Source organism: Blautia sp. HCP3S3_C12 (assembly GCF_052064155.1).
Lineage (GTDB): Bacteria > Bacillota > Clostridia > Lachnospirales > Lachnospiraceae > Blautia_A.
Genome location: NZ_JBQHWC010000002.1, coordinates 277,154 through 303,350, shown reverse-complemented (window position 1 = coordinate 303,350; position 26,197 = coordinate 277,154). Strand labels below are relative to the sequence as shown.

24 protein-coding genes, 1 pseudogene, 1 riboswitch and 1 other annotated feature are annotated in these 26,197 nt (G+C 43.6%); of the genes and pseudogenes, 6 read left to right on the top strand and 19 right to left on the bottom strand.

The window, feature by feature from the left end; translation table 11 throughout:
- Positions 1-37 precede the first annotated feature (37 nt).
- The 8 genes from ACTNDS_RS03550 to ACTNDS_RS03515 form a co-directional block, all read right to left on the bottom strand.
- Positions 38-664, bottom strand: coding sequence for a response regulator (locus ACTNDS_RS03550; RefSeq protein ID WP_441033712.1), 627 nt, complete (start codon positions 662-664; stop codon positions 38-40).
- Positions 612-1,997: a sensor histidine kinase gene (locus ACTNDS_RS03545; protein ID WP_441033710.1), complete on the bottom strand. Its 1,386-nt coding sequence runs from the start codon at positions 1,995-1,997 to the stop codon at positions 612-614. Before ACTNDS_RS03545 ends, ACTNDS_RS03550 begins: the two co-directional genes overlap by 53 nt.
- Positions 1,952-3,619, bottom strand: a complete 1,668-nt coding sequence (locus ACTNDS_RS03540) for a histidine kinase N-terminal 7TM domain-containing protein (protein ID WP_441033707.1) — start codon at positions 3,617-3,619, stop codon at positions 1,952-1,954. The genes ACTNDS_RS03545 and ACTNDS_RS03540 overlap by 46 nt, the downstream gene beginning before the upstream one ends.
- A 217-nt stretch (positions 3,620-3,836) precedes the next feature.
- Entirely contained in the window at positions 3,837-4,955 is a 1,119-nt protein-coding gene (locus ACTNDS_RS03535) for a DUF4428 domain-containing protein (protein WP_154779546.1), read from the bottom strand.
- Positions 4,956-5,022: 67 nt separating this feature from the next.
- A complete protein-coding gene (locus ACTNDS_RS03530) occupies positions 5,023-5,856 on the bottom strand; it encodes a hypothetical protein (RefSeq protein WP_441033703.1) in 834 nt (277 codons plus the stop codon).
- A gap of 338 nt (positions 5,857-6,194) precedes the next feature.
- Positions 6,195-6,893, bottom strand: coding sequence for a DNA/RNA nuclease SfsA (gene sfsA, locus ACTNDS_RS03525; RefSeq protein ID WP_055058168.1), 699 nt, complete (start codon positions 6,891-6,893; stop codon positions 6,195-6,197).
- A gap of 92 nt (positions 6,894-6,985) precedes the next feature.
- Positions 6,986-8,713, bottom strand: a complete 1,728-nt coding sequence (locus tag ACTNDS_RS03520) for a S8 family peptidase (RefSeq protein WP_441033700.1) — start codon at positions 8,711-8,713, stop codon at positions 6,986-6,988.
- Positions 8,714-8,893: 180 nt separating this feature from the next.
- The gene (locus tag ACTNDS_RS03515) at positions 8,894-9,739 is read right to left on the bottom strand and encodes a LysR substrate-binding domain-containing protein (protein ID WP_441033697.1); all 846 of its coding nucleotides are present in this window, start codon (positions 9,737-9,739) and stop codon (positions 8,894-8,896) included.
- Positions 9,740-9,911: 172 nt separating this feature from the next.
- Here ACTNDS_RS03515 and ACTNDS_RS03510 point away from each other — a divergent pair, with 172 nt between their 5' ends.
- Complete coding sequence (locus ACTNDS_RS03510; RefSeq protein WP_441033694.1) at positions 9,912-10,823, top strand: 4Fe-4S dicluster domain-containing protein; 912 nt, start codon at positions 9,912-9,914, stop codon at positions 10,821-10,823.
- Positions 10,824-11,037: 214 nt separating this feature from the next.
- Here ACTNDS_RS03510 and ACTNDS_RS03505 read toward each other — a convergent pair whose 3' ends face one another.
- Positions 11,038-12,732, bottom strand: coding sequence for a carbon starvation CstA family protein (locus ACTNDS_RS03505; protein ID WP_055052711.1), 1,695 nt, complete (start codon positions 12,730-12,732; stop codon positions 11,038-11,040).
- A gap of 72 nt (positions 12,733-12,804) precedes the next feature.
- Positions 12,805-13,047: a binding site (T-box leader), on the bottom strand.
- A gap of 363 nt (positions 13,048-13,410) precedes the next feature.
- Between ACTNDS_RS03505 and ACTNDS_RS03500 the strand changes: the two genes are divergently transcribed.
- Positions 13,411-14,412 (top strand): asparaginase, encoded by a 1,002-nt coding sequence (locus ACTNDS_RS03500; RefSeq protein WP_441033690.1) that lies wholly within the window; start codon positions 13,411-13,413, stop codon positions 14,410-14,412.
- 91 nt (positions 14,413-14,503) lie between these two features.
- Complete coding sequence (locus ACTNDS_RS03495) at positions 14,504-15,394, top strand: RluA family pseudouridine synthase (protein WP_303242947.1); 891 nt, start codon at positions 14,504-14,506, stop codon at positions 15,392-15,394.
- 38 nt (positions 15,395-15,432) lie between these two features.
- On the opposite strand, the gene ACTNDS_RS03490 is transcribed toward ACTNDS_RS03495, so the two are convergent.
- The 3 genes and pseudogenes from ACTNDS_RS03490 to ACTNDS_RS03480 form a co-directional block, all read right to left on the bottom strand.
- A complete protein-coding gene (locus ACTNDS_RS03490) occupies positions 15,433-16,068 on the bottom strand; it encodes an ECF transporter S component (protein WP_441033687.1) in 636 nt (211 codons plus the stop codon).
- 151 nt (positions 16,069-16,219) lie between these two features.
- Positions 16,220-16,349, bottom strand: a riboswitch (FMN riboswitch).
- Between the two features lie 62 nt (positions 16,350-16,411).
- Positions 16,412-16,912: pseudogene (locus tag ACTNDS_RS03485) on the bottom strand (alpha-amylase family glycosyl hydrolase); the annotation flags it as partial.
- A complete protein-coding gene (locus ACTNDS_RS03480) occupies positions 16,902-16,955 on the bottom strand; it encodes a hypothetical protein (protein WP_441033864.1) in 54 nt (17 codons plus the stop codon). The gene ACTNDS_RS03480 and the pseudogene ACTNDS_RS03485, both read right to left, overlap by 11 nt.
- Positions 16,956-17,112: 157 nt before the next feature.
- Between ACTNDS_RS03480 and ACTNDS_RS03475 the strand changes: the two genes are divergently transcribed.
- A complete protein-coding gene (locus tag ACTNDS_RS03475; RefSeq protein ID WP_441033685.1) occupies positions 17,113-18,276 on the top strand; it encodes an aminotransferase class V-fold PLP-dependent enzyme in 1,164 nt (387 codons plus the stop codon).
- Positions 18,277-18,287: 11 nt separating this feature from the next.
- On the opposite strand, the gene ACTNDS_RS03470 is transcribed toward ACTNDS_RS03475, so the two are convergent.
- From ACTNDS_RS03470 to cobI, 3 genes are read right to left on the bottom strand one after another with little or no spacing between them, the layout of a single operon-like run.
- A complete protein-coding gene (locus ACTNDS_RS03470) occupies positions 18,288-19,019 on the bottom strand; it encodes an ABC transporter permease (protein ID WP_441033682.1) in 732 nt (243 codons plus the stop codon).
- A gap of 15 nt (positions 19,020-19,034) precedes the next feature.
- Positions 19,035-19,877, bottom strand: coding sequence for an ABC transporter ATP-binding protein (locus tag ACTNDS_RS03465; protein WP_441033679.1), 843 nt, complete (start codon positions 19,875-19,877; stop codon positions 19,035-19,037).
- The gene (gene cobI / locus ACTNDS_RS03460) at positions 19,874-20,569 is read right to left on the bottom strand and encodes a precorrin-2 C(20)-methyltransferase (RefSeq protein ID WP_186995348.1); all 696 of its coding nucleotides are present in this window, start codon (positions 20,567-20,569) and stop codon (positions 19,874-19,876) included. The genes ACTNDS_RS03465 and cobI overlap by 4 nt, the downstream gene beginning before the upstream one ends.
- 243 nt (positions 20,570-20,812) lie before the next feature.
- On the opposite strand from cobI, the gene ACTNDS_RS03455 reads away from it, so the two are divergent.
- Positions 20,813-21,361 carry a hypothetical protein gene (locus ACTNDS_RS03455; protein WP_441033676.1) on the top strand — a complete coding sequence of 183 codons (549 nt, stop codon included), beginning with the start codon at positions 20,813-20,815 and terminating at the stop codon, positions 21,359-21,361.
- Positions 21,362-21,376: 15 nt separating this feature from the next.
- On the opposite strand, the gene ACTNDS_RS03450 is transcribed toward ACTNDS_RS03455, so the two are convergent.
- The 3 genes from ACTNDS_RS03450 to ACTNDS_RS03440 all read right to left on the bottom strand — a co-directional run bounded on the left by ACTNDS_RS03450 (position 21,377) and on the right by ACTNDS_RS03440 (position 22,952).
- A complete protein-coding gene (locus ACTNDS_RS03450; RefSeq protein WP_441033673.1) occupies positions 21,377-22,246 on the bottom strand; it encodes a mechanosensitive ion channel family protein in 870 nt (289 codons plus the stop codon).
- Positions 22,247-22,413: 167 nt separating this feature from the next.
- On the bottom strand, positions 22,414-22,692 hold the full coding sequence (locus ACTNDS_RS03445) for a DUF1294 domain-containing protein (protein ID WP_303242959.1): 279 nt from the start codon (positions 22,690-22,692) through the stop codon (positions 22,414-22,416).
- Positions 22,693-22,718: 26 nt separating this feature from the next.
- Complete coding sequence (locus ACTNDS_RS03440) at positions 22,719-22,952, bottom strand: HPr family phosphocarrier protein (RefSeq protein ID WP_441033670.1); 234 nt, start codon at positions 22,950-22,952, stop codon at positions 22,719-22,721.
- Positions 22,953-23,094: 142 nt separating this feature from the next.
- Between ACTNDS_RS03440 and ACTNDS_RS03435 the strand changes: the two genes are divergently transcribed.
- Complete coding sequence (locus tag ACTNDS_RS03435) at positions 23,095-23,991, top strand: LysR family transcriptional regulator (RefSeq protein ID WP_441033668.1); 897 nt, start codon at positions 23,095-23,097, stop codon at positions 23,989-23,991.
- 26 nt (positions 23,992-24,017) lie between these two features.
- On the opposite strand, the gene ACTNDS_RS03430 is transcribed toward ACTNDS_RS03435, so the two are convergent.
- Positions 24,018-26,174 carry a Tex family protein gene (locus tag ACTNDS_RS03430; RefSeq protein ID WP_441033665.1) on the bottom strand — a complete coding sequence of 719 codons (2,157 nt, stop codon included), beginning with the start codon at positions 26,172-26,174 and terminating at the stop codon, positions 24,018-24,020.
- Positions 26,175-26,197: the final 23 nt, after the last annotated feature.

Genomic DNA, 26,197 nt, shown 5'->3' with positions numbered 1-26,197 from the left:
TGCTCATAACAGAATAACTTCGCAGTTTATCAGATTTCTATTTTAATGTAGTTACGATCAGTTTACTTTCCAATGCTGCCGCTATCAGGTCTTCTTTACAGCTGTATCCTGCCCTGGTGATCATTTCCTGAAAATTCCATCTCACCCCGGAGGTAGAGCATTTCATTTCCCTGGCAATCTCTGAATATGACATTCCACGGATATACAGGCGGAGCATCTCAATCTGCCTGGGACTGATATCGCCGCTTGTGATCCAGTTAAGCTCCACCTTCGGTGTCACATCCGGAAATACATGCTCACCATTTAAGGTTCTGTGGATCACACTCCGTATTTCCTCTTCCCCGTGATCCTTATACCAGAGACTGTCTGCGCATCCACTTTTTGCCCTCTCCAGCACCTTGGGATCAATCAGGGAAGTAACGATCAATACCTTTGTATAGGGATACTTCTCCCTGATCTCTTTTCCGGCACTGAGCCCATCATGATTATGAAACGTCTGCACATCCATGATCACAAAATCAATTGCCGAATAACCACAGATTTTTACAGCTTCACGTGCATCTGACACTGTCTGGACATGTCGGAATTCCGGCTCCTGCATAATAATATATTCAAAATACTTCTGCATGATCTTTTGATCTTCTACTATCAGTATCCGTACCATCGAATCCCATCCTTTCTGCCAGAGGCATTTTCAATATCAGACAAAACTCAGGGGAAAAAGAAACCTGCATCCTGCATTTTCCTGATTCAGCGGCCTTTCTCAGCGCAGATAAACCACCGCCCTCTTCCGCATTTCTGTCAGGTGCCTCTCCATCATTGGTGATCCGGATGCTGTATTCATCTGCACCTTTGTCTATCTTCACCCAAACAGTACTGCCATGGGCATGTCTGGCACAGTTTGTCACACATTCACGGATTGCTCTGTCTGTCAGCAGCCTGTAAGATGGATGCAGCGGAAAGTTTCCACTGATCTGAACTGAAATTCCAAGCTCTTCTGCATGTCTGATCGTATCCTTATATACTTCTTCCATACTCTCAACAGCAGAACCGGTAAGAATATAAACCAGATGTTTCAATACAGACAACTGTTTATCCATTTTATCCGGATCTTCTTTTCTTTCCAGTATTCTGCGTATTGACAGAAGGCTTCGTCCAAAATTGTCATGAACCTGCATTTTCATGACAAGCGTCTCCTGCTCTCTGATTTTATCTCCGATTTTTTCGTACATTTCCTCCAGCTTATGATTCAGGATTTCCAGCTTTTCATTGTTTGCCCTGATCTTTTCACCATTGTAATAAATTTCTGATACATTAACTGCCACTGTCTGCAGATATCCTGCACAATCCGGCTCCTGCAGACCATAGTCCTGAAACATCCAGACAGAACCATCAGGAAAATAAAACACATTGCTGTCTTTGCTCAATCTGCAAAGACCTTCCGATTCAGGTTCCCCACTCATTGCTTTCCTTAATGCTTCATAATCCTGCAGATAAGAACCTGTCATGATTCTGCTCAGTTCCTGCATCTTGGTATTACACAAAACAATCCTTCCAAGAGGATCCGAAAAACAGACTCCACAGGGAACGTCATTCACAGCCTCATTCACAGACCAGTAAGACAGAGAATGATGATATCTGCGTCTCTCGCTCCGGATTGCCCAGCAAAGATAAAGCAATAATCCTATAACCACCGTCATTAAAACGCTGAACGGATACCCCTGAAGCATTGGCTGATAGAAACTTTCTCCCAGACAATATCTGTGATCATTCATCAGAACGCCCATAAACATAAAAGAAACAGAAAAGACAGCCACTGCCGTTACGATTTTCTTTTTTCCGGAAAAACAGGTGATTCTTACCAACAGGAGAATTAGTTCCAAAACCAGGCAGATTTCAAGAAGAATCATCAGAAAATCCTGCATTGCCATACCGCATTCCACAAAATCGATCATCTTCCACCTCTCTTTCTGAAGACGATACAACTGATAAACCATTCGTTTTCATCTTCCTGCTGCACTTTTAATTCCGGTCTTTCTGACATGACTCCACGCAGATCCACCTCTGATACAATATGAACAGAGATCCGCAGAGCATCATCCATCTGTGATACACGGTAAAAAACAGATTGCATGATATCAACCAATCGTTCCACAAGCCATTCAAAGGTGTCATAGCATTTTAGTATATCATCTGCATTCAGCTGCACATCCACATTTTCCACGTAGTAAGCAGCCCGGATCCTGCATAATTTTAAGCTGTCACAGGATTCTGCCAGACTTTGTCTGAGATCTTCCATTGTAAGCAGATTTCCATCTGATGCATATTGTGTCAGTACCAGATTCTTTCTCCGCTTCAAATACGTGCCAACAACTACAATTTTACCGAGAATCCGATCATATTGTTCCCTTGATTCTGTCCGTTCCAGCTCATCCATAAACTGTGACAGCAATTCCAGCTGACCGGCGGTCTGATTCTGTATCATATTTAACAGACGGTTCTGTTCTTCTGTCTTTCTCCGCTCAGCCTCTTTCTGATAAGCTTTCTGTAACAGACGGTTTCTGGCAGTCAGTTCCTCCTGCTGTTCCCGAATATCCTGATACTGATCCAACAGTACCGAAATATCCTCTGACCAAAACAAATGTCCTCCCCTTATAGGAATATGGTTGATCCGGATTCCCTGTTCCTGTACGGATGATCTGTCTATTATGATTTTACGCAGTTCAGGCGACAACTCAGGAAAGTCACCGGAATGATAATAGCGCTGAAAAGAATGATCCGTAATCTCTGCATCCAGTCCTCCGGAAGTCTGGAATAATTCAAAATATCGATTATTGGTCTGTATCAATCCACATAATATACAACCCTGAAAAATTGCTGCCATTAAAAGGCAGCACACTGCCGTCATATCCCCTGCAATGATTTTGATGAAAGGCAGGCGGAGTATATTTCCGATATTCCATCCCAGAAGAAATATTCCCGGAATCACCGGCAGCCAGAACTGTTTCTTTCCCGGAATTCTGCTTTTTCTGATCAGAATAATTTCCATCCCTGTCAGACAGATCAAGATCCATCCCTGAATCACCATAAAAACAATGCCATAGCTGTAATCTTCATCCGAAAATGGGGGCTGTTTGAAAAAACGAAATACCAGCTGATGCAAATCATTTGTAAAAACACTTACGATCAATATCGCTGCCACAGTCAACAGAATTATAACCTTTCTGACCGTTTTCTCTTCCTCCTTTTCGCCTAAAAACATTGCTGCTGCCAAACCCAGAACCGGAATCAGAATCATTGGAATATAATATAGATACCAGCAGATATGTTCTCCGAGAGGATCATGAAGAATATGAAATTTCACTGTCCGCACAAAGAACCAGAATACCATCAGACAGCCAATTGCAGTCAGGCATCTGCGCGTTTTTCTATGTACTACATGCTTTTCCAGATAAATCACCCAGGCACAGTACATTCCCAGATAAATACAGTTACGGCACTGATCTGCCAGATTTCTCATAAAAACATTTTCCGGTCTCGCCTGCCTGCAGAAATAAGCCAGCAACACACTTATCAAAATCACTGCATATGACAGAGCCCTCTTTTTACTGTATGTCATGAAAATTCCTCTTTCACCGGAGCGGGTTTGAAAAATGCTTTACGCAAGATGTGCGTCACAATTTGCGGGAATGATTTTTCAAACACACCCAACCTATTTTTGTAATAATTATACTATAAAGCACTATTTTATCATATAGTTTTCAGAAGAATCATCTATTTTCAGAGTTTTTATCACAAACAGAGTGAACAATCCTGTCCACTCTGTTTCCCATTGCTTAAAACGGTCTTGGCTGACCACAGTATTCACAAAACTTTCCGGTATTCTCTGCACCGCACTGGCATTTCCATGAACTGTTATTCTGTTGCATTCCTCCGGTCATGTTCGTTTCTGACATTCCCGTCTGCTGCATTCCTCCGTTCATGTTCATTCCGGACATTCCGGGCTGCATTCCTCCGTTCATGTTCATTCCCGGCATCCCAGACTGCATCCCTCCGTTCATATTCATTCCGGGCATCCCGGGCTGCATTCCCACATTCATGTTCATCCCGGGCATCCCAGACTGCATCCCTCCGTTCATGTTCATCCCGGTCATTCCAGGCTGCATTCCCGCATTCATGTTCATTCCTGACATCCCGGGCTGCATTCCCGCATTCATATTCATCCCGGGCATCCCAGACTGCATCCCTCCGTTCATGTTCATTCCGGGCATCCCAGGCTGCATTCCTCCGTTCATGTTCATTCCCGGCATTCCGGGCTGCATCCCTCCATTCATGTTCATTCCTGGCATTCCGGGCTGCATTCCCGCTGCATTTGGTGTCAGTGCCGCAATAATCTGATAAGCGGTCTGCTCCACTTCCATCAGTTCTCGTCTTTTGTCACTGCTTATGGAGAAAGTATTCAGGCGAAAATCCATATCATCAAACCACTGAGTTCTCACTTTAATACGCATGGTATAATCAAATTCATATTTATATACCGGTGGCTGATAACTTACAGTTTCTCCATCCTTTGTATATGTTTCCTCATGCTGCTGTTGATCTACATCAACTCTGCACTGTACAATGGCTGATAAAGGAACTATGTCCGGGTTTTCATTGACATCCAGTTTCCGTGCAACAGTAAAATTTCCTTTATTATCATCAATAAAAACATTGTAATTTCTGGTATTGATCTGACGGGTTATACAAAAGTCCATTACCGCTTTTTTGTTTTTTTCACGATATTCCAGCTGGCGTTTGATATCCTCTACCGTACTATGCCGCCGCTCCTCAAACCATGGTGATAATTTTTTCGCACAATCCTTACACAGATTTCCGTCATCCAGTTTTCGATTTCCCAATAACCCAATTTTCTCTCCGCAGATGTCACAGATTTTCTTATCAAATAATCCCATACCCTATCCTCCTTTTTTATCTGAAAACCCATACTGCCGCACCGGAATGGTGCGGCAGTATTTTACCTTATTCTGTAACAATTATTTTTTCAAAATATGTCTTTACGGAAAAATCAACTTCACCTGTTTCAGAATCATCTGCTTCTTCGCCGTCATCAGATTCCTCTGCATCATCTTCTGCTATCAAACACAGTTTTCCATCATCCAGTAAATTGAACTTCATATTATCAAGACTGAAAAACATAGTTCCTGCCTCATCCTCTGTTACAGCCTTTAATACCAGTGCGTTTCCTTCCACGTCGCCCTGAAGTTCTACTTTTGTCTCTTCTCCGCTCTCTATTAAGATAATTTCAGCCTTTCCGTCTTCCACAGACATACTCATTTCAAATCCTGTAAAGTCAGCATTAACCGGCATCTGCATTCCAAATGCTTCCATCAGAGTACAGCTCCATTCTCCTTCAAAATCCTTCATGGTTGGATTTTCTACCGGTTTGCCCGGTACATAAGGCTCGTACTCTTCCTTTTCCTGACTCAGGATCATTGTCGTTCCATCTGCTGTTAAGGTTATCTTACCGTCCTTGTACTCACATTCTTCTGTCTGATCATTATGAGTCATCAAAATTTTATCATTTTCTATTTTCCACTCTGCTTCATCTACTTCAGGCTCTTCCCCATAAACAGAACTTGTTGTTTCCATTTTACCGTCTTCTTTAATGTCCACGGTCACTTCCATTCCCATTGCCCCCGGATGGAAGGATGCACCTTCGCCCATAGAAAGCTCATTTACATACCAGGTTCCAATAACATCCTTTTCTTCAAGGGCATAAACACTTACGCTCATAAAGCCTGCCATTAAGGCTCCTACTGTTCCTGCCATCCACAACCTCATTTTTTTACTCATACAAACATCTCCTTTCTTTTTTAATGTACTTCTCGGACTCTTTTTTACTTAATTTTGTGAGAAGATTTTTTGTTTATCTACATTATACGTGAACGCTCAGATATTTACACTAGCACTTCTGACAGTATGCTTGCAATTTTCCGGATAATTTATAGCAATCCTCGTAAATAATGCATTTAAGACAGTTCAGCAGAGTGCGAAAGACAAGGAAGATATCTGCAGGCGTGCTGACGCACGGCAAAGATATCTAACGCAGGATTTCACACTCTGCTGGGCTGGATTAAGATGTATTATTTTAGAGGATTGCTATAAAACCTGCTGATTGCGGGAATACTTTTTTATTTCCAGTCAGAAGCAAGGCATACAGGTACCGGATCCTGAATTTCCATTCTGTCAGGTTCTACCAGGCAGTCATAGGCCAGAATATGCACTCCTGCCTTTTTTGCCTCCTGCAGGGTTTCTCCAAATTCCCGATGAGTTTCCCAGTTGGGTTCAAACCTGTCAACTCCCTTCATCTGGATCACCAGAAGCAGATAGGCTTCGTATCCTTCCTGCATACAATGGATCAGCTCCTTCAGATGCTTCACACCTCTTTCTGTCGGTGCATCAGGAAAGCGTGCTATATTGTCAGATTCCAGAGTGACACCTTTCACTTCTATAAAAGCCTTACGTTTCTCTGAACAGACGTAAAGATCAAATCTGGAATTTCCATAGGTCTTCTCCGGCGTTACCTGAACCTTCTCCGGAAAAAGATGTCCTGCCTTTATCCATTCCAGCGCTGCTTTATTAGGAATTTGAGAATCCATATTGATCAGACCCCTGCCCTTTTTATTTACGCAGATCAGATCATAGGCTGTCTTTCTCGCCGGATTGCTGCTCTTTTCCAGAAAAACCTGTGTACCCGGGACCAGAAGCTCCCTGCACCTGCCTGTATTCTTTACATGAACCGTTTCCACCTGCCCATTGATCTCCACATGTGCAATAAACCGATTGGGACGGTCTATGAAACGGCCCTCTGTGATATGTTCGTACTTCATATATTCTGCTTGACCACACTTTCTATTTTTTCTTTGTTTCTTTTTACACATTGTATATACCATAGCATGTTTTCCTCATATCTACAACATTCTCACTTTGGAAAACTATTCTCCAGGCAAAGTGCTCCCCACCCCACCTCTTCATTGGGATACTCCTCGTACCCCGGCAATGGTCTGGCGCCTTTTCGGAGATAGGCTTTTACTTTTTCCCCATAGAGATAGGGATCGTTTCCATTTACAATCCCCCATTGCATTAACAATGCTGCGGATCCGCTGACAAAGGGTGCTGCAAAGGAAGTCCCTGTTACTGTTCTGTAACCACCGCCGGGTACGGGAGCAACTATGTTTACTCCCGGTGCCACCAGATCAGGTTTCAGATATGGCAGCATTCTGCTGCCCCTTCCAGAAAAATCCGCATAAGAGTCAACCAGCGAATCATATGCTCCAACTGCAATAACCCGCCGGGCTGTGGCAGGTATGGTCAAAGTCCCATATGCCCTTGGTTCATAAAACCCAGTTCCTCTGTTCAGGGTATTTCCACCTGGCAGCCACAAGTAATATTCTCCTCCTCTGACCTTTTTTCCACTTAGGATAATTTTCCAGTCTCCACTGTCCACATAAGTTTTCCCAGGAAGGAAATCTATGTAGATTTCCTGTGTCAGATGATAGGGTCCAGGTTTGCCATAATAGATTAAAAGATCTGTATTTCCCAGTCTGTACCTCTGAGGACCAAGCTTTTCGTCTAAGGAGCCGATCCGGTTTCCGGATGGATTTTCAATATAAATACTCATTTCATCCTCATAAGATTTCCATAACTGCACATTTAATGTTGGTTCCCTGCTGCTCACAGATAATTCTATCTGTCTGGTCTGTCCCTGTTTCAGGGTTCCGCCCTCATGCAGAGGCTGATTGCCGTTGTTCCCTGTACCTGTACAGATAGCCAGACGTCCTGTGGAAGAAACCATATCTATATATGTTTCAAGAAGGGACTCTCCTTTGTGGGATCCATAATTATTTCCAAAACTGAGATTAATTGCCATTGGCCGTCCCATAGTCAGTGCCTGCCGCACCAGATAATCAATCCCCTGTATCAGCTCCGTAGTCCTGGGAAAGGAGTTCTCTCTGGGAATTCCCATTTTCACAACCAGCAGATCACTTTCATAGGCAACTCCCTGATTCACCCCATCTGACGCCCTTCCATTTCCTGCTGCAACCCCCAGCACGGAAGTTCCATGTCCACTGTAATCTGAAGATGGAACAAGACGCCTGCCCTGGTTTTCTCCAAGTGCAAGCGCCTCATCAATCTGCTCTTTCGTATATTCAGTTCCTGTCACATATCCCTGAGGTGGATTTCCCTGTATGCTCTGATCCCATAAACGTAAAATTCTGCTGCTCCCATCTGCATTTCGGAAATCAGGGTGAAAATAATCCACTCCTGAATCCACAACTCCTGTCAGGATTCCTTTTCCCGTCAGTCCATTCCTGCCGGTCTGCACTGTGCGGATGCAGCTCGCTCCCTTCGCCTGAAACAATTCAAAATACAGGCGTTTGGGTTTCTCCATAAATTCCACCTGCACTCTGTGGGAATACTCATCAATCTCACTTTCCGGCAAAGTTACCACTGCATAACCCCCTAACAGTGGCACTACCTGAATTCCATTTCCAGCCAGACCACTTTCCGGTCCGCTGTACTTTATGATCACATCCCATAGCCTGGTTGCAGGATCATATCCTACATTAAGATTTCCTGACTTTCTACGCTCCTGTGGGGTTGCATCCATTGCAAGATTTAAAAGGTTATCTATTTTCTGGTCTGGCATTTTAATCTCATTTCCAGATATTCACTTAGTCTATTATATACAAAAGTTCTGCATACGGACTCTTATTATAACAATTTTTGGAACTGATAGTTCATTTCATGCTTTTCCAGCCAGAGCCACTTTCCAACTGCTTTTAAGAAACAATTTTGAATGACTCCCAACGAGTACAGACGCAAGCGGTCATAAAAACCATTCCATCTTCTCCCGCACATCCGCATGCTTCAGATAAATAACATTAAATTCTCTGACTATGGGCTCACCCTTCAGTGTAAAGATTCCAAGCTCCGGGTCGCTTTTGGCAAGTACTTCATATACAAATGAGATTCCATACCCGGACTTGATCAGATCGATGATCATTTTAAAACTGGAAATGCATATATGCCGGTGAAAACGTTCCAGGGATTCATTATGCTCCAGAAGCTTTTCCTCCAGGATAGCCAGAGTTCCGGAGCCGTTTTCGCGATGGATCAGAGTTTCTTTCAAAATCTCCTCTACAGATACTTCACGGCCTGCAAAAGGATGATCCTTCGGACAGATTCCCACAAAAGGTTCCCGGCGATATAACTGGCTTCCAAATCTGTTTTTGTCAAAGAATCCTTCTATGATGGCATAGTCCAGAGTATTCTGTTCCAATAAATGCAAAAGATGCTTTGTGTTATCCACGATCAGAGTGAGTGCCGTATCCGGCTGATTTAAGAAATCGTGAATCCTGTCTGTGATCACATAGTCACCAATGGTCTTGGTTGCACCGATACGCAGTTCCCGGAGACCATTGTTTTTTATCTTTTCCCTGAGAAAATTTTCGCGCTGCTGAACGGAACACAGGTAATCCTCCAGCATCTGTGCAGCAGGGGTCTTGATCAGTTTTCTGTTTTCATAAAGAAAAAGGCGGCAGCCATATTCCTTCTCCAGAAACTGAATATGCTGGGTAACTGCCGGCTGGGTGATATGTAACAGCTCTGCCGCCTCCCTGTAATTCATAACACTGCATACAGCCATAAAGGTTTCCGTTCTGTGATCTAACATAATATCCTCCTTGAACTCTTCCACTCTATTGATATCAGAATTCCATAAATGTTACTTATCGTATAATAAAAATTCATAAATTGATTTTATCATTTATGAAGCCTATAATCAACAAAAGAAATGCCGTATATATCAGAGAAAAGCAACAACTACATAAAGGAGATACTTAAACATGAATGAGGAAAAAATAACAACATCCGACAACAAAAAACTGAGTCCCGAGGAAATCAAACGGGTAAAAGGTCTTGGATGTCTTCAGGACAAACGATATGATGACATCTTTAATATTCGGGTCATTACAGGAAATGGTCATATTACCACAGATGAACATCGTGCCATTGCGGACGCAGCAGATAAATTCGGAAATGGTCAGATTACTATGACAACCCGCCTGAGTATGGAAATCCAGGGAGTTCCTTATGATAATATTGACAAAACCATTGCCTTCCTTGGAGAGCATGGCCTGATGACAGGCGGAACCGGAGCTAAAGTGCGTCCTGTTGTCTCATGCAAGGGAACAACCTGCCAGTATGGTCTGATTGATACATTTGCACTCAGCAAGAAGATCCATGAGCGTTTTTATGTAGGCTATCACGATGTGGTACTCCCGCACAAATTCAAGATCGCAGTTGGCGGATGTCCAAATAACTGTGTAAAACCTAATCTGAATGATATGGGAATTATCGGCCAGAGAATCCCAAAACCGGATGCAGAGAAATGCCGGGGATGTAAGAAATGTCAGATTGAAAAAAGCTGTCCTGTCCACGTTCCGAAATTAGTTGACGGTAAACTTTACATTGATCCTAAAGAATGTATCCATTGCGGACGATGCAAGGGAAAATGTCCTTTCGGCGCAGTACCGGAATATCAGAATGGTTATAAGATCTATATCGGAGGCCGCTGGGGTAAGCGAATCTCACACGGTCAGGCTCTTACCAGAATTTTCACAGAGGAAGAAGAAGTAATGGCAGTCATAGAGAAAGCAATCCTTCTCTTCAAAAATGAAGGAATCGCAGGAGAACGATTTGCAGATACTGTGAAACGTCTCGGATTTGAGTATGTGAATGAGAAATTGATTGGCTGACTATCGACAGGTGATTGAAAATCCTACTAACTACGGTAACTTAATTTGAACAAAATATACCGCAAAGTCAAACGGATAAAATCATCCTCTCCGCTACTTGCTTGATTCGATTGAATAATCACCCTATTAAAAAAGACACTTCGGGAAACTCCCAAAGTGTCTTTTTTCAGATTTTTATTTTTATGTAAGAATATCAACCGCTATCCTTCATAAATTATGCAGTCTGTTTTTCATCATTTTTTTCAAAAAGCTTCTTCACTCCCTGGATTGCTACCAGCACACCAAGGATCAGCAGTAACACTGCGAAGATAAGCTGTAAGGTATTTCCAAGATCCAGGCCTGTGGTAAATAATGCTTTTGTAAGCTTACTGATGGTCATACCCAGTGCAGTAAAGGTAACTGCCATCATAAATACCATAGGGATCCAGAGCATACAGCCCTGGCGTTTTGTTTTCTTGAGAAATACTGCGCAGGCTACAAGGGCAAGTACAGATAACAGCTGGTTGGCAGAACCAAACAGTGGCCAGATTTCTGCATATCCAACCTTTGTAAGCAGATAGGCAAGTACCAGTGTAATGATTGTTGCAAAATATTTATTGGTTACTACTTTTAAGAACGGGCTCATATTTTCCTCGTCTGTATCAGAATCAAGGAAAAATTCCTGGAATGACAGACGTCCTACTCTGGCCACTGAATCAAGAGAGGTCAGTGCAAAGGCTGATACAGCCAGATTGATCAGTGTAAATACAAGTGAATGTGGCAAACCGATTACAGAAAGGAAGTTTGCAATAGCACCTGCAAATATCTGCGGCTGAGTGGTAAGTCCCTGTGCTGCTGCCTCACCATCTGCAAAGGATGCAACAGCAATCAGTGCAATAATTGCCAGCATACTTTCCATAAGCATTGCACCAAAGGAAACCGGAAGCATGTTCTTTTCATTTTTGATCTGTTTTGACGCAGTGCCAGAGGATACCAGTGAATGGAAGCCTGAAACTGCACCGCAGGCAATTGTCACGAAAAGAATAGGGAACATATACTGTCCGTCCACATTAAAGCTTGTAAATGCCTTAAGATTACAGGATGGGTTGGCTGCAAATACACCGATAACTGCGCCAACGATCATGAAGATCAGCAGATAACTGTTCAGATAATCACGAGGCTGGAGCAATGCCCATACAGGGGCAACACTGGCTACCAGAATATATGCAAAGATAATAATATGCCAGGTTCCAAGACTTACATATACCGGGAATTTAAGTCCCAGCGCAATTGCGAGCACTAATAATAAAATAGCCACTGCAGTATTGATCCATTTATTAAACTTGGAATATTTAAGGAAAAATCCCAGTCCCACTGCCTCGATGATAAATAACATGGAAGTTGTTGCAACTGCTCCGTTTGCTGCTACCTTGGTAACGGTTCCTGCGTTATCTGTCACAAATCCGTTAAAGGTTCCTGCCACAACATCTGCAAATGCTGCAACAACCAGAATACAGAACAGCCAGCAGAATAAAAGGAATAATTTCTTTCCCAGTTTTCCGATATAAGCTTCAATGATATATCCGATTGTACGGCCTTTGTTCTTTACAGAGGCATACATAGATGCAAAATCCTGAACTGCTCCAAAAAATACACCACCGATCAGGATCCAGAGCATAACCGGAAGCCAACCGAAAATTGCTGCCTGGATCGGTCCGTTGATAGGACCTGCACCTGCTATAGATGCAAACTGATGACCAAATACCACATTGGTATCAGCCGGTACATAATCCACTCCATCCTCCATCTCATATGCCGGTGTTTTTGCTTTTGGGTCAATGCCCCATTTGTTCTGAAGATAACGGCCATACAGAAGATATGCTCCACCCAGCACTACAATGGCTATTATCATCATTACTATTCCACTCATAATGTCTTCCCTCTTCTTTCTTTTATATTTATATATAAAAAAACGCCCCTGCTATCCAATTTCCAATTGGATAACAAAGGCGGAATATTCCGTGGTACCACTTTGTATTATTATATCTGTCACCAGATACAATCTCTTAACACTGTCTAAACCAAACAGCTTCTCCTGTAACGTGAAGACCACGTCCCGGCTTACTATAGATTTCAGCGGGATGCTCCCGGGTGATATCACAAAACACCATCTGCCGCATCTCACCTGCCTGCGACTCTCTGTAATCCGGTTCCTTCTGTGACCTGTCCTGTTCTATGCATTTCTCTTTTTTATTTATTTAAAGTTTTACTCTTTTTTTTATAAAATATCAAGAGATAATTTATATATATATTTTACAATTATAGATATGTGTTTTTGTGCGATATATACAATTATAAAAATAAACTGCGCTTTGCACGCATATGGTCATTTTATATTGGTATCTGTCATTTCACCTGACAAGACACCTGACACAACAGATAATTTACACTTAATTTTTTCAAAAGTCAATATCTTTCATAATCACAAAAAGAAACTCCCAAAACAGAGAAATTCCCTGTCTTGCCCTTTCTCCGTCCTCTGTGTATAATAGGAAATATTACGATTCTGAAATTTTTTATAATAATCAAAACTCAGGAGTGCACTATTATGAAAAAAATCCTACTGATTGCCACCGGCGGCACAATCGCTTCCAAATATACCAAAGAGGGACTTTCCCCTCAGATTTCCGCAGAAGAACTGTTGGAGTATATCCCCACTGCCAGAGAGTTCTGCACCATCGACACAGTGCAGCCTTTTTCCCTGGACAGTACCAATGTATGTGCTGACCACTGGCTGCAGCTGGCACAGCTCATTGAGAAAAAATATGAATTCTACGACGGGTTCGTAATCTGCCACGGCACTGATACCATGGCTTACACTGCAGCTGCCCTGTCCTATCTGATCCAGAATAACCGCCGTCCTATCGTGATCACAGGAGCTCAGAAACCAATTGATCTGGCCATCACAGACGCCCGCTCCAATCTGTTGGACAGCCTGCGTTTTGCTTCCCACGACCGGGCTCACGGTATCTCCATTGTATTTGGCGGCAAAGTAATTGCCGGTACCAGAGCCAAGAAGGAATTTTCCAAAAGCTACAATGCCTTCTCCAGTATTAATTACCCTGATATTGCCTCTGTTCACGATAACAAGATCATCTTTTATATTGATGACAAAGATCAGAATACCCGCCCGCTGGTTTTTTACCATCAGATGAATACTAACATCTTTCTCATGAAACTGATTCCCGGAACTGACGGACGGATCCTGGACACTCTGGCAGACTCCTATGACGGACTTATCATCGAGTCCTTTGGCGTAGGCGGTCTTCCAAACTATGGCAATGACAGTTTTCTGAATGCACTTTCAGACTGGATCTCTTCCGGTAAACTGGTATGCATGGCTACTCAGGTAACCCATGAGGGCAGCGATATGGAGGTCTACCAGGTTGGAAAAGTGATCAAGGAGAAATTTCCCATACTGGAATCCTATGACATGACTCTGGAAGCTTCTGTCACCAAAATGATGTGGGTGCTGGGCCAGACACAGGATCTCCGGGAATGCAGAAGGTTATTTTATAAAACCATTAATCATGATCTGCTGTTCGTATAACTCTTGAATCCTGATACTAATTTGTTACCGCCACCTACAGAGATGGGCGTCATCTCACATCTGATATTTCACACCTAATAGGAGAACCTGAATGAACCGAACCATAGAATATACAATCCCGGAATCCCAGAACGGACTCCGGGTAGAACAATTTCTCAGAAGAAAGGGATACTCCCGGCAGAATCTCACAGAAATCAAACGGATGCCCCAGAGCATCCTGGTAAACGGAATCCACTACTATATGCGTCAGACCCTGGCTGCAGGTGACCATCTACAGGTCTGTATCTGCGAGACAGAATCCTCGGAGAAAATCCCGCCGGTAAAGCTTCCCCTGAATATCATTTATGAAGATGAAGACATCCTGGTGATCAACAAGCCTGCAGGAATGCCCATCCATCCTTCCATGAAAAACTACTATAATTCTCTGGCCAATGCCCTGGCATGGTACTACCAGGATCAGGGAAAGCCTTTTATCTTCCGCTGCAGCAACCGCCTGGACCGGGATACCTCCGGGCTCACCGTAATTTCCAAGCATCTGGTCAGCGCCAGTATTATGGCTGATATGACAAAAAAACGCCTGGTACACAGGGAATACCTGGCCATCGTAAAGGGTGACCTCACCCCACCTGCTGGAACCATCACAGCCCCTCTTTCCCGCAAAGAAGGCTCCATTATTGAACGCACCGTAGATTTTGATCATGGTGAAGAAGCCATCACCCATTATAAACTGGTAAAAAAAGAAAATGGGCACAGCCTGGTCTCCCTTCAGCTGGAAACCGGCCGCACCCATCAGATCCGTATCCATATGAAATACCTGGGCTATCCCCTGATCGGAGACTACCTCTACAACCCTGACATGGAACACATCACCCGCCAGGCCCTACATTCCTACCACATGGAATTCCCCCATCCCATAACCGGTCAGAAAATGACTTTCACAGCACCCCTTCCCCCAGACATGTCTGCCATTATCTCTCTCTAATACTGCAATGGCGCAGTCTCTCTGCGCCCCTATTACTATCAATCTCCTTTGAGCACTACACGGATTCTCTTATAAATAAAGAATACGATCAGAGATGTCAGTGTATATTTAAAGATATTGAATGGGAAAATAATCAGTGCTGCAAAGCTAAGCAGACTGTTCACAGAGTTATGCACAGCTCCTCCCATTTCAATAAATGCCTCAATCGGCATTCCAAAAGCTTTTCCGTATGCCGGAAGTAAAACAAATGCATTAATAAAGCATGCAACTACTGCTGTAAGTACAGTTCCGGCTGCCATTCCGATCACTGCATGTTTTCTGCTCTTAATAGATTTGTAACGGTAAATCAGACCTGCAGGAACTACAAATGTACATCCAAAGATGAAGTTTGCCACATCACCTACACCTGCTGTCATAGATCCCTTTGTTACCAGATGCACAAGAATCTTTACCAGTTCAATCAGAACACCTGCGATCGGTCCCATTGCAAATGAGCCAACCAGTACCGGGATTTCTGAAAAATCCAGCTGATAAAAAGTCGGTGCCAGGAAAGGAAGCGGGAACTCCAGATTCATTAAAATTCCTGCGATAGCGCCAAGCATGGCTATCTGTGTGATAGTCCTCGTCTTGCTCCTTGCCATCACGTTTCCATTTTTCAATACCTGTTCACTCATACTGTTTCTCTCCTTTGAAATTATTTTTTGCAGATGTCAGGCAAAATCCCCACATCCTTCTGCAAAAGAAAATTCCACAAGAATGCTGTTACAACAACATTAAAGCCCCGGATATCCATCCGGGGCACTGAGCACGTACTTTTGTATACTGCGTGTTCTTCTCTCATCCAGACTTTACTGTCGGTTTTGGAATTTCACCAAATCAGCCGCCGAAGCGGGTCGCGGACTATACCGCCGGTAGGGAATTTCGCAACTGCAATCACCCAACCCCGAAGAATTTTCTTTTAACTGAAACCGATTATACTATATACGCATACTCATTTCAAGAGATTTTATTGATTTTTCAGTCTTTTTTATAAAGCACAAATGCTTCATATGGATTCAGGACAATTTTCCTGTCAAACACTGTTCTGCCCATATTTGTGATCAGGCACTGAGCTCCTTCTGCGAATGTATCCCACTGCATAGGTGTTCTGGCATTGTCACGGCTTCTGAGCATCAGGCATTTCATCATATACTCCGGTGTCAGTCTGCCTGATTCTGTCAGCTCAGTGAAATAATGAAGGCTTTCGATATCCCGGTAGTCCTCCAGCTTGTCGAAATAGATGTTAGTCATTCCAAGCTCTTCACCCTGATATACATAGGGGGTTCCCTGCATCATATGAAGGCAGGTTGCCAGCATCTTGGCTGAAATATCCCGATAAGCAGGATTATCATTTCCAAATCTGGATACACTTCTTGGCTGGTCATGGTTCCCAAGGAAAAGACTGTTCCATGCTTTTCCTGCCAGTTCTTCCTGCCATTTGATCATGATCTTCTTGAACTTTTTAAAATCATACCGTTCCATTGATCACATTGGAAACCGTAGTTCGGCTCACCCCTGCCATATCCGCAATATCCTGAAGTCTGATCATTTAATTGCCTCCTGTTTTACGATATTTTATAGATTCCTTTTATAAATTGTGATATCCTAGAGCGTGTCTGAGAATGAAGTTAGCAACAATAATAACTATAGTACGATATAAAATACGGGGGATTGTTACTATGAACAAAATCTATCTGGATCAGGCCAGTACGTCTTTTCCTAAGGCGCCATCTGTAGCACAGACAGTTTATGATTACCTGTCAGGCTCTGCTGTAAATGTGAACCGGGGAGGATACCGGGCAGCTTATTCTGTGGAGGAGCAGATTTTTGAGACAAGAGAACAGCTTCTGAAACTCTTTCACTTTACTTCCGGAAAGGGTAAGAATGTTATTTTTACAGAAAATATCACCGCCAGTCTGAATATTCTTCTGAAAGGACTTCTAAAACCCGGCGATCATGTACTTGTAACTGCCATGGAGCATAATGCAGTGATGCGTCCTCTTGTACAGCTGGAGAAACATGGAATTTCTTTTGACAGAATCCCATGCGCTTCTGACGGCAGTCTTCTGCTTGATAGGGCAGCTACACTCCTTCGTCCTGATACTAAGCTTGTTGTCTGTCTTCATGCTTCCAATGTATGCGGAACTGTCATGCCGGCACAGGAAATCGGAAATTTCTGCAAAAAACATGGACTTCTTTTTATTCTGGACACTGCACAGACAGCAGGAACCATTGATATTGATATGGAGAAATATCACATAGACGCACTGACATTTACAGGTCACAAAGGACTCCGAGGGCCACAGGGAACAGGTGGCTTTCTGATCCGCAATGAACTGGCAACGAAAATTGAGCCTCTTATCAGCGGAGGAACTGGCAGTGCCTCACATTCTGAAGAAGTACCATCCTTTCTTCCGGATCGTTTCGAGCCCGGAACTCCAAATATACCGGGGATTCTGGGGCTGCATGCTGCACTCTGTGATCTGGAGAAACAGTCCATGACAGAAATCCTCAGCCATGAATTAGTGCTGACACAATACTTTATAGATGGTATCCTGAATCTGGATCCTGAAGAAAAATTCCTGCGTATTATCGGTAAAAAAAATACTGAAAAACGTTGTGCAGTTGTATCCATCCAGACCCTACATATGGATATGGCTCAGGCCGCCTTTGAACTGGACAGTACTTACGGAATTATGACAAGAGTTGGCCTTCACTGTGCACCAAATGCACATAAAACCCTTGGAACATACCCGGAAGGTACTCTCCGGTTTTCTTTCGGACCTGAGAATACAAAGCAGGAACTGGATATTGCCTTAGATGCATTATCTGCATTATTTTAAGAAGATTTCAGTTACAGATTTTTTTTCTTATAAATAAACCATGATGCTGCTACAGTAAACACCAGCAAATAAAGGAGCAGAATCCCAATACCAGTGTAATTCACTGCCTCACCTGATGAAATGCTTCTCATCAGATGGCTGGTCTGGGATAATGGCAAGGCTGATACAAACTTGCCTATAAATCCCGGAAGTTTCTCTGTTGAGAAAAAGGTGTTACACAAATATGCCATAGGCATAATGATATAGTTGGAAAATCTCGGCACGTCTGCGTGGTTTTTTGCCAGAAAGGATACTACCACACCGATAGCTGAGAATACTGCTCCGTTCAGGAACATCACCAGAAAGGACCATCCGTTGAAGACCAGTCCGGTCTCAATAGGTGCTGTAAGAAGCAGTATGATTCCTCCTGCATACAGACCGCGCAGGCTTCCCCCGATGATCTGTCCGGCAATAAACTGCCATAAGGGTGTAGGGGAAATCATCACCTGATCAAAAGCCTTCTCATACAGCCTCTGCACATTCAGGTTCTGCGCAATGGCATTAAAGCTTCCGTTCATAGTTGTCAGAGATACCACACCCGGAATCAGAAAGTTCAGGTATGGCTGTCCATGAGAAGTGGTCTGGATTCCCATTCCGAATACGATCAGATACATTAACGGTGCGATCATTGCCGCCAGTGTGATCTTATAGAAATCCCGACGGAATTCTACCCACTTCTCCCATAATATTGTTATAATTCCCATGTTCTTTCTCTCCGGTTATTTTGTATTCAAATGCTTCCCGGCTCTTTCTACAAAGACGTCTTCCAATGTGGTCTCACGAAGAGAGGCCTGGCCTGTAAGTCCTTCCAGGTACCGGATAGCATCCTGTCGTGTATGGAAATAGTGATTCTGTGTTCCATCTGCTGTCATCTCGTCTACTGCATAAGCGCCAAGACTTTTGATCAATGCTTGCGGAGTACTTACCTCCTCCAGCTTTCCATGATCCATCAGTGCCACCCGGTTACAGAGGTGCTGGGCTTCTTCCATATAGTGAGTGGTCAGAAGGATCGTCAGATTTTTCTCATTAAGCTTACGCAGAAGATTCCACATCTGTCTTCTGGAAAGAGCATCCATACCTGCTGTGGGTTCATCCAAAAGCAGAATCTCCGGATCTGTCAGTAATGCCCGACAGACCATCAGCTTACGCTTCATTCCACCGGAAAGCTTACGGACTGTACGTTTGCGAAACTTCAGCAGGTCACAGAACTCCAGAAGTTCTTCTGTTCTTTCTTTTATCTGCTTTCGCGGCATAAAATAGAGCCGTCCCTGGTATTCCATAATCTCATCCATATTCATATCCTGACGCATGGAATATTCCTGGGTGATCACACTGATCTTTCTCTTCAGATCAGGACGTTTTCTTGTAAGCTGCTGACCGTCTATAAGGATTTCTCCCTTTGTGGGAAGAAGAAGGGTTGACAGCAGGCTGATGGTCGTTGTCTTGCCTGCTCCGTTCGGTCCGAGAAGGCCAAAAAATTCCCCTTTTTCAATTTTCAGGTTCAGGGAATCCACAGCTGTAAAATTGTCAAAGGTTTTTGTCAGATCTCTGGTCTCGATCATAATCCTCCATCCTGTTCCTTTGCAATGATCAGAGAATAATAGCCTGCATCATCCGGAATTTCTTCTACACTGTTGTAAATATGCTCATCCGGCATTCCACAGTTCTCCACCATACGGATATTGCGTCCGCTTTTTGCCAGAATTTCCTTTACCTGATTCATCTTTTTGCCGGATTTCATCAGCACATAGGTACCCGGCTGATCCAGTTCACTGTCCAGACGATGTACTGCCGGCTGTACATGTAATGGCTGATTCCACTCTGTGAGAGGAATATTCAGTCTGGCTGCTGTGGCACAGAAAGAGGTAATACCGCTTACAAGTCCGGTCTCATAGCCATCAGCTTCTACTCTCTTCTGTACATAAGTAAATGTGGAATAAATGGTAGGATCCCCAAGAGTCAGAAATACTACATTCTTTCCTGTATCCAGAACAGCCTCCAGAGCTTTGGCTCCCTTCTCATGATTGATTTCAAGCTCCTGTCTGTCATGAGTCATTGGCATATAAATAGGCAGAAGTTCCTTGTCTGCAAGCTCCGGTACTGCCTGGACTGCGATCTTGTATGCCACTGTTTCCTTCACATCTGCACCCGGAACTGCGATCACCTCATTTTCCCTGATCATACGGACTGCCTTCAATGTCATAAGCTCCGGATCTCCAGGGCCAACTCCTACACCATATAAAATTCCTCTCATCTATCTTTTCCTCCTGTATTTTCAACTTTAATATTCGCACGTATTCTCCATTATACTAAAGCAGCAGTTTTTTTTCAATAAGGCATCCGTTTTTCTATATATATTTCCAAATATATTGCTGTTCACTCCGTTCACAGTAACATTTACATAACCATTCAGGTATGCTATAGTAGAAAGCACCACGGCTTCCGGCAATTTTCTTACAGTCCGGAATCTGAAATACAAAGAAAAGAGGAGTTAAAAATGATCAAGAAATCCCATAAATTCTGCTCCATACTGTGTATGGCTTCCATATTTTTTTATATTCTGATCTCATCGAGCCTGTGCTTTGGTGCTTCCGAAGCAAAGGGAATAGAATTTGACAAAGATGATGGTGAATATTCTATAGAAGTGGAGCTGGAGGGCGGCAGCGGCAAGGCCAGCGTCACCTCTCCTACTCTTATTACTGTAAAAAATAAAGCTGCCACCGCCAGAATCCAGTGGAGCAGCTCTAATTATGATTATATGATCGTAGACGGTGAAAAATATCTGCCTGTCAATGAGGACGGCGGAAATTCTGTATTTGAAATCCCGATCCTGGCTGTAGACGAGGCAATGCCGGTAATCGCAGATACTGTAGCTATGGGTGCTCCCAGGGAGATCCAGTATACCCTTACCTTCTACTCTGCCTCCATCGGCTCCAAAAGCCAGATGCCCCAGGAAGCAGCCAAAAGAGTGGTTGCAGTGGCATTGGTGATCATAATAGGCGGAGGCATCCTGAACTACTTTGTAAATAAAAGAAACCGTTGTTAATGATTATCCATCATCTTATGCTTCTGTTTTCTGTTTTTTAACATGAATCTGCAGCTGATTATAAGGAATCTCAATACCATTTGCGTCAAAAGATTCCTTGATCAGCTCATTCAGGCGCCATTTTGCCGGCCAGTATTTATCTGTGGCCACCCACACCCGTAATCCCATGATCACAGCACTTTCTCCCAGCTCATCCACAAATACCACCATTCCCTTATCATCCTTGGTATCTTCATCATTGTGGAGAATATCCTCCAGAAGCTCTTTTGCTTTATGGATATCTGCATCATAGGAAATTCCCACCTTGATCTCCAGCTTTCGCAGATCCCTGGCAGTCACATTGGTAATAATACTGCTTGACAGAGTTCCATTTGGGATCACAATATGCTTATTATCAATAGAAATCAGAGTGGTATAGCAGATTTCAATTTTATATACTGTACCCTCACATTCATTCTGCTGGGCAATGATAATATAATCTCCTACCTGAAATGGCTTAAAAGTAAGAAGAAGGATACCACCTGCAATATTTGCCAGGCCCCCCTGCAAAGCCAGACCTACAGTCACACCGGCAGTACCCAGAAGGGCCGCTACCGAAGACTCTTTCACTCCGAAGTGAGTGGCGATGGTAAATACCAGCAGAATATAAAGGCAGACTCTCAGCAGAGAGCCGATAAACTGCACAACTCCTTTGTCTACAGAAGCCTTTTCCATAGAGGCCTTGATCAGATAGATGATCCATTGGATCACCTTCCTGCCTCCTATAAAGATTAGGATTGCAGCTACAACCTTCAGTCCAAATTTCGTAAGCTCAGGCATATAATCCGTAAAATATTGTCTGTAATTATCTAATATATTAACTGCCTGCTGCACTTCCTGTTCCAAATGATCTACTCCCCTTTCCTGTTCTTCAAAATCAGTAAACTTTTGATTTCAATATGATAGCATAACACGGACCATACTATGTAACAAGAATTTATTTCTGTTCCGGAACCTGTACTGAAATAACCTGAAGAGAGAAAATCCCCGCCAGCCCGGCGGGGATTCACTCTCTATCTCTCCAATATAAATGTTAATGCACACTGGATAACCAATATCAGGGGGATACCCAGATAAAATTTCGCTTTTTTTGTTTTGTGGTGAAAAACATACATTCCCATCCAGGCTCCCAGGGAACCTCCCACTGCTGCCAGAAGCAGCAGTCGGGATTCAGGAATGCGCCATCTGCCCGATCTCGCTCTCTGTTTATCTATACCATAGACCAAAAACGTACAGATATTAACAGCGATCAGATACACCCAGATTGGCTGTGCTACTGTTATTCCTGTCATAATCCCTCCTGTCCGGACAGTTTCCCTCAGCTCTGCAGACTCAGGACAACTGCCTCAAAATTCTCATCAAAGCCATCATATTTCAGCTCCAGCGGCTCTTCCACCCCCAGACTTAACACACCCAGAATAGACTTAGCATCAATAAAAAGCTTTCCTTTTGCTACAATATCAATATCAAAGGGACATTTCACTGCCGCACTTACCAGCTTCTTTGCTTCTTCCACATCATTGATCCTGATCATTTTGTTTGTCTCTTTCATATTTCATAATCTCCTGATTTTATACTTTTTTGTTGCTTTTTCGTCCACGTGGTATTATACTTGTTACCACATCTGAATACCAACATAAAATTTCTATATCAGTTATCACAAATTTATATATTTAAGAAGGAGTTTATAAAGCATGATCCTTGATTACTATCGTATTTTTTACTATGTTGCTCAATATAAAAGCTTTTCCAAAGCTGCCGAGGTAATGGGAAATAATCAGCCCAATATTACCCGCTGTATGAACATTCTGGAAAATGAGCTGGGCTGCAAACTGTTCATCCGCTCCAACAGAGGTGTCCAGCTTACAGTAGAAGGAGAACGCCTTCATAACCATGTGTCCATCGCCATGGAGCAGCTTGTGGCCGGAGAAAATGAACTTCTGAAAGAAAAGGGTCTGGAAAGCGGTCTGGTAAATATCGGAGCCAGCGAAACTGCCCTCCGTCTGATCCTGCTGACAGAACTGGAATCCTTTCATCACCAGTATCCCCATGTAAAGCTGCGCATCTCCAACCACTCCACGCCACAGGCAATACAGGCTTTGGAAAATGGTCTGGTGGATTTTGCAGTGATCACCACACCTATTGCATTGAAAAAGCCACTGCAGAGAATCCCCCTCTTTTCTTTCCGCGAGATTCTGCTGGGAGGACCGGAATTTGCAGATATAGCCTCCACTCCTCATCACCTGGCAGATCTCCAGGATATCCCTCTGGTGGGAATCGGTCCCGGTACCAGCACTCATGAGCTTTATACTCAATTTTTTATGCGTCACAATCTGCCCTTTTCACCGGATATGGAGGTTGCCACCACAGATCAGGTATTCCCCCTGATCCAGCACAACCTGGGCATTGGCTTTTTCCCGGAGGCTCTGTCTGCAGAACATATTGCCATGGGAAAAGTTGTACAGATCCCTCTTCTGGAAGCTTTGCCCGAACGAAAGATCTGTCTGATCCGCAATGTAAAGCGTCCCCAGAGTATTGCCGCCCGCTGCCTGGAAGAGCACCTTACCTCACACCGTGAAAAGGCAGAATAACAGATACACAGGCAGCAAAGCTTTCATTAATTTAGCCCCTTCATAGACAGGCTGATACGTTTCTTCTTCAGATCAACGCCAATTACCTTTACATCCACAACATCTCCCACGCTCACTGCTTCCAGTGGGTGCTTGATGAATCTCTCTGTCATCTGGGAGATATGTACCAGACCGTCCTGATGTACGCCGATATCTACGAAAGCACCGAAATCAATAACATTACGGACGGTTCCCTTCAGAATCATTCCTTCCTTCAGGTCTTTCATTTCCAGCACATCAGAGCGGAGAATTGGCTTGGGCATATCCTCACGAGGGTCACGGGCCGGCTTCTCCAGCTCCTTCACAATATCCCTGAGGGTGATCTCACCGATTCCAAGTTCTTTGGCCATCTTCTTATAATCTCTTACCAGAAGTGAAAGCCCCAGCAGATTTCCTGCTGCAACATCCTTTGTCTTGTAGCCCAGCTTATCCAGAAGTGCACCTGCAGCCGCATAGCTCTCAGGATGTACGCTGGTAGCATCCAGCGGATTCTTTCCTCCTGAAATACGCATGAAACCGGCACACTGTTCATATGCCTTTGGTCCTAATTTAGCAACCTTGAGAAGCTCTTTTCGGTCTGTAAACTGTCCATTTTCCTCTCTGTAAGCTACAATATTCTTTGCGATCACCTTACTGATACCTGAAATATACTCCAATAGGGAAGCAGACGCTGTATTCAAATCAACGCCAACCTTATTTACGCAGTCTTCTACCACACCACTCAAAGCCTCATCCAGCTTTTTCTGGTTCATATCATGCTGATACTGGCCTACACCAATGGATTTTGGGTCGATCTTTACCAGCTCAGCCAGCGGATCCTGTACTCGTCTGGCAATGGAAGCTGCACTTCTCTGTCCCACATCAAAGTTAGGGAATTCCTCTGTGGCAAGCTTACTTGCAGAATATACAGAAGCACCTGCCTCGTTGGTGATCACATACTGTACCTTCTTCTCCGGAATCTCCTTAAGCATATCTACGATCACCTGCTCAGATTCACGGCAGGCAGTTCCATTACCTACAGAAATCAGGGAAACCCCATATTTATCGATCATTTTCTCTACCGTGTCCTTGGCAGCACGGATCTTCTTCTCTGTGGTAGGCGCTGTAGGATATACCACTGTGGTATCCAGAACCTTTCCGGTTGCATCTACAACAGCCAGCTTGCAGCCTGTACGGAATGCAGGGTCCCAGCCCAGCACAACTTTCCCTGCAATTGGAGGCTGCATGAGAAGCTGCTCCAGATTTTTGCCAAATACATGGATAGCACCATCCTCTGCCTTGTCTGTAAGGTCACTGCGGATTTCTCTCTCAATTGCCGGACCAATAAGACGCTTATAGCTGTCCTCTGTCACTTCCTTCAGAATAGGGGTAGTATTAGGATTATCACCGGTGATCACTCTTTTGTTCAGATAGCGGAGAATATCCTCCTCCGGTGCGTTCACCTTTACAGTGATAAATTTTTCCTTTTCTCCTCTGTTTAATGCCAGAATTCTGTGACCTGCAAGCTTTTTCACCGGCTCTTCGAAATCATAATACATTTCATATACAGACTGCGCTTCCGGATCCTTGGCTGTGGAGGAAATACTTCCGTTTTTCGCTGTGAGATTACGGATATAAATACGGTAATCTGCCTCATCGGAAATACGCTCTGCAATAATATCTTTTGCGCCGTTTAAAGCCTCTTTTACATTCTTAACGCCCTTTTCTTCAGAAACATAGGCTTCTGCTTCCTCTTCCACTGTCTTTTCTGTCATCTGCTGCAGGATAATATCAGCCAGAGGCTCCAGTCCCTTCTCTTTTGCAATGGTAGCACGGGTGCGGCGTTTCGGACGGTATGGACGATAAAGATCCTCTACCACTACCAGGGTCTGGGCATCCAAAATCTGTTTCTTCAGCTCAGCTGTCAGTTTACCCTGATCCTCAATGCTCTTTAATACCTGATTCTTCTTATCCTCCAGATTTCTCAGATAAGACAGTCTCTCATAAAGGGTACGGAGCTGCTCATCATTCAGAGAACCTGTGGCCTCTTTTCTGTATCGTGAAATAAAGGGGATCGTGTTTCCCTCGTCAATCAGCTTGACTGCAGCTTCCACCTGCCATTTTTCTACTTTTAATTCCTGTGTAATTACCTGAATAATATCCATATAGTTTCTTCTATTCTCCTCTT

Bases quoted from the DNA above. Each gene is read 5' to 3' on its own strand.
- ACTNDS_RS03550 (WP_441033712.1), bottom strand. From the start codon at position 664: ATGGTACGGATACTGATAGTAGAAGATCAAAAGATCATGCAGAAGTAT.
- ACTNDS_RS03545 (WP_441033710.1), bottom strand. From the start codon at position 1,997: ATGGTTTATCAGTTGTATCGTCTTCAGAAAGAGAGGTGGAAGATGATC.
- ACTNDS_RS03540 (WP_441033707.1), bottom strand. From the start codon at position 3,619: ATGACATACAGTAAAAAGAGGGCTCTGTCATATGCAGTGATTTTGATA.
- ACTNDS_RS03535 (WP_154779546.1), bottom strand. From the start codon at position 4,955: ATGGGATTATTTGATAAGAAAATCTGTGACATCTGCGGAGAGAAAATT.
- ACTNDS_RS03530 (WP_441033703.1), bottom strand. From the start codon at position 5,856: ATGAGTAAAAAAATGAGGTTGTGGATGGCAGGAACAGTAGGAGCCTTA.
- sfsA (WP_055058168.1), bottom strand. From the start codon at position 6,893: ATGAAGTACGAACATATCACAGAGGGCCGTTTCATAGACCGTCCCAAT.
- ACTNDS_RS03520 (WP_441033700.1), bottom strand. From the start codon at position 8,713: ATGCCAGACCAGAAAATAGATAACCTTTTAAATCTTGCAATGGATGCA.
- ACTNDS_RS03515 (WP_441033697.1), bottom strand. From the start codon at position 9,739: ATGTTAGATCACAGAACGGAAACCTTTATGGCTGTATGCAGTGTTATG.
- ACTNDS_RS03510 (WP_441033694.1), top strand. From the start codon at position 9,912: ATGAATGAGGAAAAAATAACAACATCCGACAACAAAAAACTGAGTCCC.
- ACTNDS_RS03505 (WP_055052711.1), bottom strand. From the start codon at position 12,732: ATGAGTGGAATAGTAATGATGATAATAGCCATTGTAGTGCTGGGTGGA.
- ACTNDS_RS03500 (WP_441033690.1), top strand. From the start codon at position 13,411: ATGAAAAAAATCCTACTGATTGCCACCGGCGGCACAATCGCTTCCAAA.
- ACTNDS_RS03495 (WP_303242947.1), top strand. From the start codon at position 14,504: ATGAACCGAACCATAGAATATACAATCCCGGAATCCCAGAACGGACTC.
- ACTNDS_RS03490 (WP_441033687.1), bottom strand. From the start codon at position 16,068: ATGAGTGAACAGGTATTGAAAAATGGAAACGTGATGGCAAGGAGCAAG.
- ACTNDS_RS03475 (WP_441033685.1), top strand. From the start codon at position 17,113: ATGAACAAAATCTATCTGGATCAGGCCAGTACGTCTTTTCCTAAGGCG.
- ACTNDS_RS03470 (WP_441033682.1), bottom strand. From the start codon at position 19,019: ATGGGAATTATAACAATATTATGGGAGAAGTGGGTAGAATTCCGTCGG.
- ACTNDS_RS03465 (WP_441033679.1), bottom strand. From the start codon at position 19,877: ATGATCGAGACCAGAGATCTGACAAAAACCTTTGACAATTTTACAGCT.
- cobI (WP_186995348.1), bottom strand. From the start codon at position 20,569: ATGAGAGGAATTTTATATGGTGTAGGAGTTGGCCCTGGAGATCCGGAG.
- ACTNDS_RS03455 (WP_441033676.1), top strand. From the start codon at position 20,813: ATGATCAAGAAATCCCATAAATTCTGCTCCATACTGTGTATGGCTTCC.
- ACTNDS_RS03445 (WP_303242959.1), bottom strand. From the start codon at position 22,692: ATGACAGGAATAACAGTAGCACAGCCAATCTGGGTGTATCTGATCGCT.
- ACTNDS_RS03440 (WP_441033670.1), bottom strand. From the start codon at position 22,952: ATGAAAGAGACAAACAAAATGATCAGGATCAATGATGTGGAAGAAGCA.
- ACTNDS_RS03435 (WP_441033668.1), top strand. From the start codon at position 23,095: ATGATCCTTGATTACTATCGTATTTTTTACTATGTTGCTCAATATAAA.
- ACTNDS_RS03430 (WP_441033665.1), bottom strand. From the start codon at position 26,174: ATGGATATTATTCAGGTAATTACACAGGAATTAAAAGTAGAAAAATGG.